The organism is Lacinutrix cladophorae (genome assembly GCF_053604645.1).
Genome location: NZ_JBSHNR010000121.1, coordinates 850,253 through 864,465, shown reverse-complemented (window position 1 = coordinate 864,465; position 14,213 = coordinate 850,253). Strand labels below are relative to the sequence as shown.

Here is a 14,213-nt window from a genome sequence, read left to right as displayed (position 1 = left end):
TTTCGTGGTAATACAAAAACCCGAAAAACCTCTGGGTGAGTTTTTCGGGTTAGTTGAAGTTAAACACTAAACTTAACTTTTTATTTTAAGAGATTTCGTTATGAAAACGAAGGCATGCAACTACGCCTTTTTAAAAATAGAGTTTCCTTAATCTACATTATCGTGTAAAAACGAATTATTACTTCTTAATAGCATATCGTCATTATCATCTGTACTTAAAGAAGTACCAGAAATACTATTTTTTTGCGATGAATGCTGCACATCTTCAAGATCTACACCTTGACGTTTGTAGGCTGGAATTTTTTCTATATCATCAATTTTTGCAGTATTGAATTTATAGTTAAAGTCTTTCATCTTACGTCTGCGTTCTTCTGCTCTTTCTTTTAGCATGTCTGAAATTGGACTATTCATTGGGTCAATTTCTTCTACTTGTTCTTCAGTTACATTGCTTTCTACAACTTTCTTTTCGAAAACAACCTCTTGGTCTAATACCTTGTCTACAACTTCTACAATTGGTTCTTTTTTCTTTGGCTCTGCATTTGATTCAAATTCTAAATAATCGTCTAAAGCATAACGTATTTCACCATCTTTATTGGTTTCGGTAACGCTTACAAGTTCAATAAAATCATTAACTGGTAAGTCCTTAATTTCTTCTTTATTTAAATCATGAATCACCTTTTCTTCTTGAATTTCTTGCTTCCCCGTTGGAGTTTTTGGCTTTGTAGATTCACTTAAAGGCATATCGAAAGTAAGCGTTATTTGCTGTTCTTCTTCTTCAAAATCTTTTATAGTTTCGACGGTTGGCGTGGCATTCGTAATTACAAAATCATCTTCTTGTAAAGAATCTTCGACCTCTTCAAAATCATCGTCTGCAAAACATTTATCTTCCGATTTCTCTTCTTTTTTTGCAACTACCTCATCATAAACGACATGCATGTTTTTAATGATTTCTGTAGTCGGAATTAAATTGAATGGTTTTGGAACTTCCTTTTTTGAAATTTCAAATTCATCTTCTAATTCATTTAAATCTAAAGTATGCTTTACAATTGGTGGCTCTACCTTTTTTTCTAACTCAATATTTGGAGTTATAATTGCTGGGCTTTTATCTTTTTTAGATAAATCTTGCTCTAAGGTTTGCTCTTCTTCTAAAGAATGAATTACCTTTTTAGTTTCGGTATTAGAGATTTCATCTTGTTGTTCGATATCAAATCCTGTAGCAATAATGGTTACAGCAATAGACTCATCTAACGAATCGTCTTCACCAACTCCCATAATTATGTTAGCTCCATGACCTGCTTCGTTTTGAATATGATCATTGATTTCTCCTATCTCATCAATAGTAATTTCTTGAGCCCCAGAAACGATTAGCAACAATACGTTTTTGGCACCAATAATTTTATTATCGTTAAGTAATGGAGAATCTAATGCTTTACGAATTGCTTCGTGTGCACGATTTTGTCCAGATGAACTAGCAGATCCCATAATTGCTGTTCCGCTATTACTTAAAACGGTTTTAGCATCCCGTAAATCAATATTTTGCGTGTAGTGATGTGTAATAACTTCTGCTATACCGCGAGCTGCTGTAGATAGCACTTCGTCTGCTTTAGAGAATCCAGCTTTAAAACCAAGATTACCATAAACATCACGAAGTTTGTTGTTGTTTATTACGATTAATGAATCTACTACGTTTCGTAATTTCTCGATACCTTCTTGGGCTTGCTCGTTACGCATTTTTCCTTCAAACTGAAAAGGCATTGTTACAATACCAACGGTTAAAATGTCTAAATCTTTAGCCATTTTTGCTATAATTGGTGCTGCACCTGTACCAGTTCCGCCTCCCATTCCTGCGGTTATGAAAATCATTTTGGTATTGGTATCTAACATACGTTGTAGATCTTCAAAACTCTCTATAGCAGATTGCTCTCCTACATCTGGATTTGCTCCTGCCCCCAAACCTTCGGTAAGGTTAAGTCCTAATTGAATTTTATTGGGAACACCACTGTTTTGAAGTGCTTGTGCATCTGTATTACAAATTACAAAATCTACTCCTTTTATGCCTTGTTGAAACATGTGGTTGATAGCGTTACTACCTCCACCACCTACTCCAATAACTTTAATTACGTTCGATTGGTTTTTTGGTAAATCGAATGCTATATTGGTTTCGAATTCTTTGTTGCTGCTCATGAATTTCGGTTTTATTTTCTTACGTATTACTTTACTCTGCGTTATCTAAAAAATCTTTTACTCTGTCGGTTAGTTTGTCTAAAAACGAACGTCTTTCTTTTACTGGTGCTTTTACTTCTTTCTCTTCGTTTGCCTCTTCGTTTTCTTCTACTAGAAAATCGGATGTTTCTACAACAGTTTCTGCTTTTTTTCTTTCATTTCGTTTTAAGCCATCCATAACCAAACCTACAGCTGTAGCAAACAATGGACTTGTAATCTCATCATCGCTATTACCTGCAAGGTGCTCATTAGGAAACCCAACTCTGGTATCCATTCCTGTTATGTATTCAACCAATTGCTTTAAATGTTTTAATTGTGCGCCACCACCTGTTAAAACAATTCCAGCAATAAGTTTCTTTTTTTGTTCTTCGTGACCATAATTTTTAATCTCTACATATACTTGCTCTACAATTTCTACAACTCGAGCATGTATTATTTTAGAGAGGTTTTTTAAAGTGATCTCTTTTGGCTCTCTACCTCTTAGCCCAGGAATAGAAACAATTTCGTTGTCTTTATTTTCTCCTGGCCATGCAGAACCAAATTTTATTTTTAAAAGCTCGGCTTGTTTTTCTATAATAGAACAGCCTTCTTTTATGTCTTCTGTAATTACATTTCCTCCAAAAGGAATTACAGCAGTATGCCGAATAATACCATCTCTAAAAATGGCTAAATCTGTGGTTCCTCCTCCTATATCTATTAGTGCAACTCCAGCTTCTTTTTCTTCTTGACTTAATACAGCGTTAGAAGATGCTAAGGGTTCTAGCGTTACACCCTCCAGATTTAGTCCTGCACTTTGTACACATCTACCAATATTTCTAATAGAAGATACTTGACCAACTACTACATGGAAATTAGCTTCCAATCTTCCGCCATACATACCAATTGGTTCTTTTATTTCGGCTTGACCATCTACTTTATATTCTTGTGGTAAAACGTGGATAATTTCTTCTCCTGGAAGCATTACTAACTTGTGCACTTGATTGATTAATCTATCTATATCTTCTTCGTCAATAACCAAATCAGAATTTGCTCTAGTAATATAATCGCTATGCTGCAAGCTTCTTATATGTTGCCCTGCAATACCAACGGTTACTCCTTCAATTTTGGTTGCTGCAGCAGTTTCTGCTTCTTGAATTGCCAATTGAATAGATTGAATGGTTTGCGTAATATTATTTACTACACCACGATGTACACCAAGGCTTTTAGATTTACCTATACCTAAAATCTCGACCTTACCATATTCATTTTTACGACCAATCATAGCCACAATTTTTGTGGTTCCGATGTCTAGTCCTACTGCTATATTATTCTCCATAGTTTACGTTTTGGTGCACACTACTTGGTTATCAAACTGTAAATTAACTTTACTGTAATTATTAAGTGTTTTTTCTTTTAATGCTTTTTGATAAAACACCTTTAGGTTATTTATCTTTTTATCTAATTGATTTAATTGACCTAAATGCACTATAAAGGTGGATTGTCTCAATTTTAAATAAATGCTACTATCTTCGTTTTGATGAATCTCAATAACATACTTGCTTAAAAAAGCATCTTTATTAATTTTCTCTGCTATTTTAAACACATTAGCAAGTGCTTCTTTTTTTACTAAACCTGTTACTAATGGCACTCTTGCAGCATGATTAGATGACAAAGGCATATAACTTCCTTGGTCATCTATATAATACGACGTATTAGCACTTACTCTAGCTATAGGTTTTTTTTGTTCTACTTCTGCCTTAAGCTCCCCATTTACAGAAAGATACACTTCAGCAGACTTTATCATTGGATTAGAATTTAGGGCAGATTCTAATTTATTCAAATCTAAAATTTCTTTAGATGCATTTGTAACCCTTTCTTGATTTTGTATTAACAACTTACTAACATTGGCCTGCGTTATAAACAAATTATTATCCCCTAAAAAATGCACTTTTGGTTGCGACACTTTTCTTACCTTATTTTTAGTTGCCGAAAAAGCATACAAAAACACTACTAACACTAGCAGAACAAAGGTTTTTATGTAATTCCAATTAATTCGAGACATGTAGTGCATTTTTTATATGTTTTACTTCTGCTCCAATATCTCCTGCACCAATAGTTAAAATTACTTGCGCTTTACTCTTTTTTATTTGTGTAATCAACTCATTTTTAGCAACAAGCTGTTTATTATTATTTTTAATTTTTTGCAATAACCAATTAGAGTTCACACCTTCTATTGGTAATTCTCTTGCTGGGTAAATGTCTAGCAACATTATTTCGTCAAACTGCGACAAACTTGAAGCAAAATCATCAACAAAATCTTTTGTTCTAGAAAATAAGTGCGGCTGAAAAACAGCTAACACTTTTTTACCGGGATACATTTCTCGAACCGCTTGATACACTGCATTAATTTCTTCTGGATGATGTGCATAATCATCTATAAAAACCAATTCTTCGGATTTTATCTGGTAAGTAAATCTGCGTTGCACACCTTTATAAGATGCTAAAGCTTTGGCGAGCTGCTGGTGAGGGCAACCATATTCTACAGCCATCGCCAAGGCTATTAATGCATTCGACAAATTATGTCTACCAGGTAGGTTAAATTGGACTCTTTCTAGCGTTGTATTTGGCATTTTCACATCAAACACATAAACACCATTTTCAATTTTTATATTTTGAGCGGAATAATCGGAATCGTCTTCAACTCCATAAGTAATTCCTTTTAAAGGCAAACCATTCTTAATAAACAACTTACCATTTGGTTTTATTTTTTTTGAAAAATCTTGGAATGATTTTATTAACTCGGAAGCATCACCATAAATATCTAGATGATCTGCATCCATAGAAGTTATACATGCTAAATCTGGAGAAAGTGTCAAAAAAGATCTATCAAACTCATCTGCTTCTACGACAGAAACTTTGCTTCCGTTTAAAATTAAATTAGAATTATAATTTTCACTTATGCCTCCTAAAAAGGCAGTCAATGCTACATTACATTCGTACAACAAATGCCCTAAAATACTTGTAGTAGTAGTTTTACCATGCGTTCCTGCAACAGCCAAACAAAAAGTATTCTCGGTAATTAACCCTAATATTTCAGAACGCTTTAAAACCGTGAAATTTTTATCATTTTTAAAATAAGCTAATTCCTTATGATCTTTTGAAACCGCAGGCGTATACACAACCAAGGTGGTATCATAATTTAAAAAAGCATCTGCTACATTTGCAATAGAATCTTCATAATGAACTTTAATACCTAAATCTACCAAGCTGTCTGTGATAGCAGTTTGGGTTTTATCGTAACCTGCTACATTTTTATTGTTTGCTTGAAAATAGCGCGCAAGTGCACTCATGCCAATACCTCCAATACCAATAAAGTAAACGTTATGTATATTATTTAAGTTCATTAATTCAAGACACTTCGACTACGCTAAGTGTTACGTTTTATTATTTAGTTTTATTTACTTAGAAGCTTTTCAACCTCGTCTGCTATTTGTTTTGTTGCATTTACTAATGCAAGTTTTTTAATATTTTCTCCTAATTCTTTTTGCTTTTCTGGTGAAGCCATAAGTTGTGTAAACTTGTTTTCAAAATCTACAACCAAATCACTTTCTTTAATTAATAAAGCTGCATTTTCATTAACAATTGCCATGGCATTTTTAGTTTGATGGTCTTCTGCTACATTAGGTGACGGAATAAATACAACTGGCTTACCAACAATACACAACTCACTAACCGAACTTGCTCCCGCTCTAGAAATAATAACATCTGCTGCTGCATAAGCCAAATCCATGTTGTTTATAAACTCATGCAATTGCACATGCTTTTCGTTCCCATCTATTTTATATGTTTTATAATACAGCTTTCCACATTGCCAAATCACCTGTATGTTTAATGTGTTAAAATAATCGAGTTCCTCTCTTATTAATTCATTTATACGTCGTGCTCCTAAACTACCACCAATAACCAAAAGGGTTTTCTTGCCTTCAATTAAGTTGAAAAAATTTCTAGCTTCTGCTACTTTAGAATCTATATCTAATAAGTCTTGACGAACAGGATTACCAGTTTTAATCATTTTTTCTTTTGGAAAGAAACGCTCTAAACCATCATAAGCAACACAAATTTTTTGCACCTTTTTAGACAACAGTTTGTTTGTAATTCCAGGAAAAGAATTCTGCTCTTGAATTAAACCAGGAACGCCACTTGAGGTTGCCATTTGCAATAATGGTCCACTAGCAAATCCTCCAGTTCCTATAACAACATCTGGTTTAAATTGTTTTACAATTTTTTTTGCATTATGTAAACTACTTAATAATTTAAATGGAAACATTAGATTTTTTAATGTAAGCTTCCGCTGAATTCCAGAAATCCAAAGTCCTTTAATAGCATAACCTGCTTGAGGCACTTTCTCCATTTCCATTCGGTCTTTTGCACCAACAAACAAAAATTCTGCATATGGAAAACGCGACTTCAATTCATTTGCAATAGCAATTGCAGGATAAATATGTCCTCCTGTTCCTCCTCCAGATAATATGATTTTATGTTTCTTCATTTTTTTCGTTACTAATGCACGAATATTTTTTTTTAGTAAACCTGCTCGATTATTAAAATCACGCAGGTTGTTTTAATTAAATTGCTTCCGAAAGAATTTCTAACGGATTATCTTCTTTATTTTCTTTGTTTTTATCTTCTTCTCTTTTTGCACTCACACTCAATACAATACCAATTGCTAAGCATGTCATCCAAATAGATGTTCCTCCACTACTAACTAATGGCAAAGTTTGTCCTGTTACAGGAAACAATTCTACAGCAACTGCCATATTAATTAATGCTTGAAACACTATTGGCAAGCCAACTCCAAGCACTAATAGTTTACCAAAAACGGTATCTGATTTTTGTGCTACAATCACGATTCTAAAAAGCAACCACATGTACATTATCATTAGAAAAAAACCTCCTATTAATCCGTATTCTTCAATAATTATTGCAAAAATAAAATCAGAAGAAGACTGTGGTAAGAAGTTTTTCTGAATACTTTTTCCAGGACCAACACCCTGTACTCCACCAGTAGCAATTGCCGTTTTTGCATGCTCTATTTGATAATTTGCCTCTGTATCTTCACCATTTGAAAAACTTTCAATCCTACTCATCCAGGTATCAATTCTATTTGGCATAGCATCTGGAAACGCTTTTGCTATCAGAATAAAAAACACAAGAGCTAAAATACCAGAACCAATGATTACTGCTAAATATCGTAATGGATAGCCACCTAAAAACACCAGCATCACAACCATAACAAACATAATTGCTGCTGTCGAAAAATTTGCTGGAAGTATGAGTATTAACACAAAAAAAACAGGTATCCAAAGCGGCAAGATTGTTTCGGCAAAAGTGATTTTTTGCTCACTTATTTTAGACATATATCTTGCTACATATACCATAAGTACAACTGCTGCCAAAGTAGATGTTTGAAAAGACATATTTACTATTGGAATTTGAATCCATCGACTAGCATTTGCTCCCTCTATAGTAGTTCCCTGTAACATAGTAACAACCAGCAACACTAATACCACAGGAATCATGACCATAGACAAGCCCCTAAAATATCTATATGGAATTTTATGTACCCCATACATAATTGTAAAACCTAAAAACAAATGCATAAAGTGCTTTACAAAAAAAGAAAAGGTATTACCAGAACCCCCAACATAAGCCAAGTTACTTGCTGCGCTATATACAGGTAGGAATGAAAAAATTGCCAATAGTGCAACTATTGCCCAAATTAATCGATCTCCTTTTATATTTTTAAATAATTCTTGCATTTTTTCTTACAATGAGATGCTTAAACATGCGTTAGCATAACATTTCTCTTCTAGTTGTTTTATAAATTTCTTACTGCATCTTTAAACTGTCTTCCTCTGTCTTCGTAGTTTTCAAATAAATCGAAACTAGCACAAGCAGGAGAAAGTAAAACGGTATCACCAGATTGCGCAACCTTGTAAGCTATTTTTATGGCTTCGCTCATAAACTGTGTTTCTACAATAACATCTACCATACCTCCAAAAGTATTCATAAGCTTTTCGTTATCGACACCTAAGCAAATAATCGCTTTTACCTTTTCGTTTACAAATGAAAAAAGCTCTTGGTAATTATTCCCTTTATCTACTCCTCCAACAATCCAAACTGTTGGACTATCCATACTTTCTAATGCATAGTAAGTTGCATTCACATTAGTAGCCTTAGAATCGTTTATATACTGCACCTTATTAATTTTTAACACATGCTCCAAACGATGCTCCACCCCTTGAAAATTCTCTAAGCTTTCACGTATCGTTTGTTTTCTTATTTTTAACAAATGTGCTACAGTGGATGCAGCCATTGCATTTTTAACATTGTGCTTACCTTCTAATGCTAGTTTGCTTGTTGGCATAATTATATGATTGTTATCTATGGTTATTATTATATTTTCTTTATCTAAATACGCACCGTTTTCTATAGTTTTCACTAATGAAAAAGGCAATAATGTGGATTGAACTGGATGTGCTTTTAACCAACTAGTTATTACTTCATCGTCTGCATCGAAAATCAAATAATCTTCTTTTGTTTGATTTTTTGCAATGTTAAATTTGGAAGCGATATAATTTTCAAATTGATAATCATATCGGTCTAAATGGTCTGGAGTAATGTTTGTTATTACTGCTATTTGTGGCTTAAAATCTACAATTCCGTCTAACTGAAAGCTACTAATTTCTAATACGTAGTTTTTACAATCTTCTTGTAAAACCTGCTTTGCAAAACTGACGCCAATATTACCTGCTAAACCAACGTTTAACTCTTGTTTTAAAATATGATTTGTTAGCGTAGCAGTTGTAGTTTTACCATTACTTCCCGTAATACCAACTATAGTAGCATTGGTATATTTGGAAGCAAATTCAATTTCTGAAATAACAGGAACATCCTTTTGAATTAACTGCTGGATTAAAGCAATTTTTTCTGGAATCCCAGGGCTTTTCATTACTACATTCGCATTTAGAATTTTAGATTCTGTATGCATTTGCTCTTCCCATTCAATCTCATTATGTATAAGAACTTCTTTATATTTTTCTTTTATTGTCCCCTTATCGGAAACAAAAACATCATAGCCTTTTGCTTTCCCTAAAAGTGCTGTACCAACACCACTTTCTCCTCCTCCTAATATGACTAATCTCTTTTTTTTCATGCTTTGTCATGCTTCGCAATGACGTAAATTCTACTTTTATTAATTATGGATTCCGCATCTAGTACAAAATGACAAGCACTATCTAATTTTTAAGGTTACTATGGAAAGTATTGCTAATAAGATTCCAATAATCCAGAACCTAGTAACAATTTTACTTTCGTGATAACCTGATTTTTGATAGTGATGATGCAAAGGCGACATTTTAAAAATGCGTCGTCCTTCTCCATATTTTTTTCTTGTATATTTAAACCAACTCACTTGCATTACTACCGAAAGGTTTTCCGCTAAAAAGATTCCGCATAAAACTGGTATTAACCACTCTTTACGTACAGCAATCGCTATAACCGCAATAATCCCTCCAATAGTTAAACTTCCAGTATCACCCATAAAAACTTGCGCTGGATAGGTATTATACCATAAAAATCCAATGAGCGCTCCCGTAAAAGCGGCTATATAAATGGTGATTTCTTCTATCCTTGGTATAAACATAATATCTAAGTAATCTGAAAAAACTATATGCCCAGATACAAAGGCGAAAATCCCAAGCGTTAATACAATTATTGCTGAAGTTCCAGCTGCAAGCCCATCAATTCCATCAGTAAGATTAGCTCCATTAGAAACCGCAGTAATAATAAAAATAGAAGCAAGAATAAAAATTATCCAAGCATATTTTGCCCATTCAGGATTTATCCAAGTAATTAAATCTGCATAATCAAACTCGTTTCCTTTTACAAAAGGGATCGTTGTTTTGGTAGATTGTTCTTCTGCCGCAAAAAGCTTAGAAGGAAATGCGTTTGGATTTTCAGCTAAAATCTCTTGTTGTTGCGCTACTGGAAGTTTTTCTTTAATGGTAACATTAGGATTAAAGTATAATGTTGCACCAACTATAATACCTAAACCTACTTGACCTAATATTTTAAATCTTCCTTTTAATCCTTCTTTATCGTTTTTAAATTTTTTGATATAATCATCTATAAACCCAATAGTTCCCATCCATAACGTAGTAACTATCAAAAGAATAATGTATGTGTTTTCTAGTTTTGCAAGTAATAACACAGGAATTAACGTAGCAAGGATTATGATAATTCCTCCCATGGTTGGTGTTCCTGCTTTTTCGGCTTGCCCTTCTAAACCTAAATCTCTAATAGTTTCACCAACTTGCTGTTTTTGTAAAAAACGAATAATGCGTTTACCAAATATTGTTGAAAACAATAATGAAATTAGAATAGCAACAGCTGCTCTAAAGGTTATAAAACCAAAAAGTGATGCCCCTGGAAATTGGTATTGTTTTTCTAAATATTCAAATAAGTAATACAGCATTGTTTATATCTTTTTCTATTTGATTCTACATCAACTGCAGAATAACAAAACTTATTTTTGTAATTGTTTTAAAAATTCTTGTACTATTTTATAATCATCAAAATCTTGACGTTTGCCATTAACCTCTTGGTAAGTTTCATGTCCTTTCCCTGCAATTAATATAATATCGTTAGCATTTGCTAACTGGCAAGCTGTTTTAATAGCCTGTTTTCTATCTACAATAGATATTGTTTTTTTATAATTTACAGGCTCAACTCCTGCTTCTATTTCTTCAATAATGGTTTCTGGAACTTCACTTCTAGGATTATCACTTGTAAAAACAACTTTAGTACTTAAAGCCGAAGCAATATTGCCCATTTTAGGTCTTTTGGTTTTATCTCTATCTCCTCCACAACCTACTACCGTTATTAATTCTTCATTTTTTGTACGAATACTATTAATGGTTTCTAGCACATTTTTTAAAGCATCTGGAGTATGTGCATAATCTACAATTGCAGTGATTTTTTCATCTGAAATTAAATACTGAAAGCGTCCACTTACACTTTCTAAAGCACTTATCAACCTAAGAATTTCTACTTTTTCAAGACCTAACAATTCTGCAGTAGCGTAAATTGCTAACACGTTATACGCATTAAACTCCCCAATAAGTTTAGTCCAAACTTCTGCTTCACTAACTTTAAGCAGCAAACCACTGAATTGATTTTCTAAAATTTGTGCTTTATAATCCGCATAGCTTTTTAATGCATATGTACATTTTTTCGCCTTAGTGTTTTGCAACATTACCAAACCATTCTTATCATCTGCATTTACGAGTGCAAATGCATCTGTAGGAAGGTTATCAAAGAACTTTTTTTTCACATCACGGTATTCTGCAAAGGTCTCGTGGTAATCTAAATGATCATGAGATAGATTGGTAAAAATGCCACCTTCAAAATAAAGCGCCTCTGTTCTATTTTGATGGATTCCATGTGAACTTACTTCCATAAAACAAAAAGCCACTCCTTCCTCATTCATTTCTTTTAAATAACGATTAATTGTCAAAGAATCTGGAGTAGTATGCGTTGCCTTGTATTCTTTGTTATCTACCATTATTTTCACAGTAGAAAGCAATCCAACTTTATAACCAGCATTTTTAAACAACTGATACAACAGTGTCGCTATTGTTGTTTTTCCGTTTGTACCTGTAACACCTACAAGTTTTAAATTTTTAGACGGAGAACCATAATAATTATTAGCCATAATTGCTAGTGCTTTTGTTGCATTTTCTACTTGCACATAAGTCACTTTAGCATTAAAATTATGAGGCATCTTCTCGCAAACAACAACCATTGCACCTTGCTTTATCGCAATATCAATATAGTCATGACCATCTACAACAGCACCTTTAATAGCAACAAAAACATCGTTAATAGCAATTTTACGCGAATCGAAATCTATATTTCTAATATACACGTTTGTACTACCAACCACTGCATTGATATTTACCTTATATAATATGTCTTTAAAATCTATCACGATGCTTCTAAAACTATTGTTTGTTTATTTTTGAGTTTCGTATTTTTATCTACGGATTGTTTTTTAACAATACCAGACCCAGAGACTTTTACTTGTACATCCACATCCATATTTTCTAACAAGGAAATAGCATCCATTGCCGGAATACCAATTACACTTGGCATAATTGTTTTATAGGTTTGCGCTGTTTTGTAATAGCTTTCAAATTCATTTTCTACAGAAGCATTTTGAACCTCAAGAGACTCTACCTCATCGACAATTGGTGTATCTGTAAATATTTTTTGCGCAATACGTTTAAACACTGGACCAGTTACATCTGCACCATAATAGCCAACTTTAGTACTTGGTTTATGTATAACTACAATGCAAGAATATTTTGGATTTTCTGCCGGGAAGTACCCTGAAAAAGAAGATATATACTTTGGATTTTTATTCCACTCTTCATTGTTTGCATAATCGGTTCTAGCCGTTCCTGTTTTTCCAGCCATAGAAAAAGTTTCGGAATACAATTTTTTACCTGTTCCCCTTACTACAATATTTTTAAGAATATCTTTGATTTGAGAAAGTGTTTCATCAGAACAAATCTTACCCACTAACACTTCTTTTTCAAAAACTTCAATTTCTCTATCAAATTCTTTTACAGCTCTTAAAAAACGTGGTTTTATCAATTCTCCATTATTTGCAATGGCATTATAAAACGCTAAAGTTTGCAATGGTGTTAATTGCATATTATAACCATATGCCATAGAAGGCAGTGCATTTCTACTCCAAATTGCATCTCCAGGCTGTGGAATTACTGGTTTTCCTTCCCCAATAATAGAAACACCTAATGGTTGATCTAATTTCCATTTTCTTAATGTTTTAAGAAATTTTTCTGGTTTTTTTGAATAATGATCATCCACAATAGTTGCCAATCCAATATTTGAAGAAACCTCTAATGCTCTAGCTGCAGAAATTTTCCCATAACCACCATGATGTGAATCACTAATAGTTCTACCATAAAAGCGCTTCTTTCCATTTCCAGCATCTACAACGGTAGATGTATCTACAACCTTATCTTCTAAAGCTGCCATTAAAGCCATTACTTTAAATGTAGAACCAGGTTCATGAGATTCTCCAACAGCATAATTTAGTTTTTCGTAATAATTCCCTTTACTCGTTCTACCAAGATTAGAGATTGCCCTAATTTCCCCAGTCTCTACTTCCATCACAACCACACAACCATGTTCTGCTTCGTAATATTCTAATTGTTTTAAAAGTGCATGATGTGCAATATCCTGAATATTAACATCTATTGTAGTATATACATCATAACCATCTTTTGCTTCTACCTGGTCATAATCTACAATTGGCTTCCATTGTCCTTTTCCTATTTTTTGTTTTAATCGCAAACCATCTGTACCTCGTAAATACTTAACACCAAAGGCACCATCTATTCCTGGTCTTGTTACATTACCATCTTCATCTGTACGTTCATACCCTATAGTACGCTCAGCAATCCCTCCCATGGGATGCTCACGTTTAGTAGTTTGCTCCACAATAAGCCCACCTTTAAAAGCACCAAGTTTTAGCATTGGGAAATTGCGAAACTGAATGTAATCGGAATACCCTAAATCTCTAGCCAACAAATAGTATCTATTTCTATTTGCTCTAGCTTTTCGCAATTCTTTTTGATAATACGAAGAAGGTTTTCCTGAATATTTTGACAGCGCTTCACTTAAAGGTTTTAAATTTTCTTCAAAGATTTTTGCTGAAGGTGTAATAGCATCAATTCTAATATCATATTTAGGAATAGACGTTGCTAATAAATTCCCATTTACAGAATACACATTCCCTCTATTTGCAAGAATTGGAACCGGCTTAATAGTTCTACTATGCGCTAACTTTTTGTATTTATCTCCTTGCACAAACTGAATGCTTAAAAGTTTAAACACAACAGCCAGAGCAAAGATGAACATAC

The 14,213-nt window shown here is 33.3% G+C and carries 10 protein-coding genes; all 10 read right to left on the bottom strand.

All coding sequences use genetic code 11. The annotated features are described in order from the left end of the window. Nucleotides 1–147 precede the first annotated feature (147 nt). Nucleotides 148–2,184 carry a cell division protein FtsZ gene (gene ftsZ, locus ACVC3Y_RS16785; RefSeq protein ID WP_452227526.1) on the bottom strand — a complete coding sequence of 679 codons (2,037 nt, stop codon included), beginning with the start codon at nt 2,182–2,184 and terminating at the stop codon, nt 148–150. 31 nt (nt 2,185–2,215) lie between these two features. Beyond that, nucleotides 2,216–3,538: a cell division protein FtsA gene (ftsA, locus tag ACVC3Y_RS16780; RefSeq protein ID WP_303420391.1), complete on the bottom strand. Its 1,323-nt coding sequence runs from the start codon at nt 3,536–3,538 to the stop codon at nt 2,216–2,218. A 3-nt stretch (nt 3,539–3,541) separates the two neighbouring features. Then, the gene (locus ACVC3Y_RS16775; RefSeq protein ID WP_303420393.1) at nt 3,542–4,264 is read right to left on the bottom strand and encodes a cell division protein FtsQ/DivIB; all 723 of its coding nucleotides are present in this window, start codon (nt 4,262–4,264) and stop codon (nt 3,542–3,544) included. Continuing rightward, nucleotides 4,251–5,606 carry a UDP-N-acetylmuramate--L-alanine ligase gene (murC, locus tag ACVC3Y_RS16770; RefSeq protein WP_303420394.1) on the bottom strand — a complete coding sequence of 452 codons (1,356 nt, stop codon included), beginning with the start codon at nt 5,604–5,606 and terminating at the stop codon, nt 4,251–4,253. Before murC ends, ACVC3Y_RS16775 begins: the two co-directional genes overlap by 14 nt. 50 nt (nt 5,607–5,656) lie before the next feature. Next, on the bottom strand, nt 5,657–6,751 hold the full coding sequence (gene murG / locus ACVC3Y_RS16765) for an undecaprenyldiphospho-muramoylpentapeptide beta-N-acetylglucosaminyltransferase (protein WP_303420395.1): 1,095 nt from the start codon (nt 6,749–6,751) through the stop codon (nt 5,657–5,659). Between the two features lie 76 nt (nt 6,752–6,827). Continuing rightward, complete coding sequence (locus ACVC3Y_RS16760; protein ID WP_452227525.1) at nt 6,828–8,021, bottom strand: FtsW/RodA/SpoVE family cell cycle protein; 1,194 nt, start codon at nt 8,019–8,021, stop codon at nt 6,828–6,830. Between the two features lie 59 nt (nt 8,022–8,080). Next, a complete protein-coding gene (gene murD, locus ACVC3Y_RS16755) occupies nt 8,081–9,418 on the bottom strand; it encodes a UDP-N-acetylmuramoyl-L-alanine--D-glutamate ligase (protein ID WP_452227524.1) in 1,338 nt (445 codons plus the stop codon). Between the two features lie 78 nt (nt 9,419–9,496). Next, the gene (mraY, locus tag ACVC3Y_RS16750) at nt 9,497–10,738 is read right to left on the bottom strand and encodes a phospho-N-acetylmuramoyl-pentapeptide-transferase (protein ID WP_303420402.1); all 1,242 of its coding nucleotides are present in this window, start codon (nt 10,736–10,738) and stop codon (nt 9,497–9,499) included. 51 nt (nt 10,739–10,789) lie between these two features. Further along, nucleotides 10,790–12,253 carry a UDP-N-acetylmuramoyl-L-alanyl-D-glutamate--2,6-diaminopimelate ligase gene (locus tag ACVC3Y_RS16745; protein WP_452227523.1) on the bottom strand — a complete coding sequence of 488 codons (1,464 nt, stop codon included), beginning with the start codon at nt 12,251–12,253 and terminating at the stop codon, nt 10,790–10,792. After that, the gene (locus tag ACVC3Y_RS16740) at nt 12,250–14,211 is read right to left on the bottom strand and encodes a penicillin-binding protein (RefSeq protein ID WP_452227557.1); all 1,962 of its coding nucleotides are present in this window, start codon (nt 14,209–14,211) and stop codon (nt 12,250–12,252) included. The genes ACVC3Y_RS16745 and ACVC3Y_RS16740 overlap by 4 nt, the downstream gene beginning before the upstream one ends. Nucleotides 14,212–14,213 lie beyond the last annotated feature (2 nt).

What these genes read in the sequence shown, in the direction of transcription:
- ACVC3Y_RS16760 (WP_452227525.1), bottom strand. Translation starts at nt 8,021, where the DNA reads ATGCAAGAATTATTTAAAAATATAAAAGGAGATCGATTAATTTGGGCA.
- mraY (WP_303420402.1), bottom strand. Translation starts at nt 10,738, where the DNA reads ATGCTGTATTACTTATTTGAATATTTAGAAAAACAATACCAATTTCCA.
- ftsZ (WP_452227526.1), bottom strand. Translation starts at nt 2,184, where the DNA reads ATGAGCAGCAACAAAGAATTCGAAACCAATATAGCATTCGATTTACCA.
- ACVC3Y_RS16775 (WP_303420393.1), bottom strand. Translation starts at nt 4,264, where the DNA reads ATGTCTCGAATTAATTGGAATTACATAAAAACCTTTGTTCTGCTAGTG.
- murD (WP_452227524.1), bottom strand. Translation starts at nt 9,418, where the DNA reads ATGAAAAAAAAGAGATTAGTCATATTAGGAGGAGGAGAAAGTGGTGTT.
- murC (WP_303420394.1), bottom strand. Translation starts at nt 5,606, where the DNA reads ATGAACTTAAATAATATACATAACGTTTACTTTATTGGTATTGGAGGT.
- ftsA (WP_303420391.1), bottom strand. Translation starts at nt 3,538, where the DNA reads ATGGAGAATAATATAGCAGTAGGACTAGACATCGGAACCACAAAAATT.
- ACVC3Y_RS16740 (WP_452227557.1), bottom strand. Translation starts at nt 14,211, where the DNA reads ATGTTCATCTTTGCTCTGGCTGTTGTGTTTAAACTTTTAAGCATTCAG.
- murG (WP_303420395.1), bottom strand. Translation starts at nt 6,751, where the DNA reads ATGAAGAAACATAAAATCATATTATCTGGAGGAGGAACAGGAGGACAT.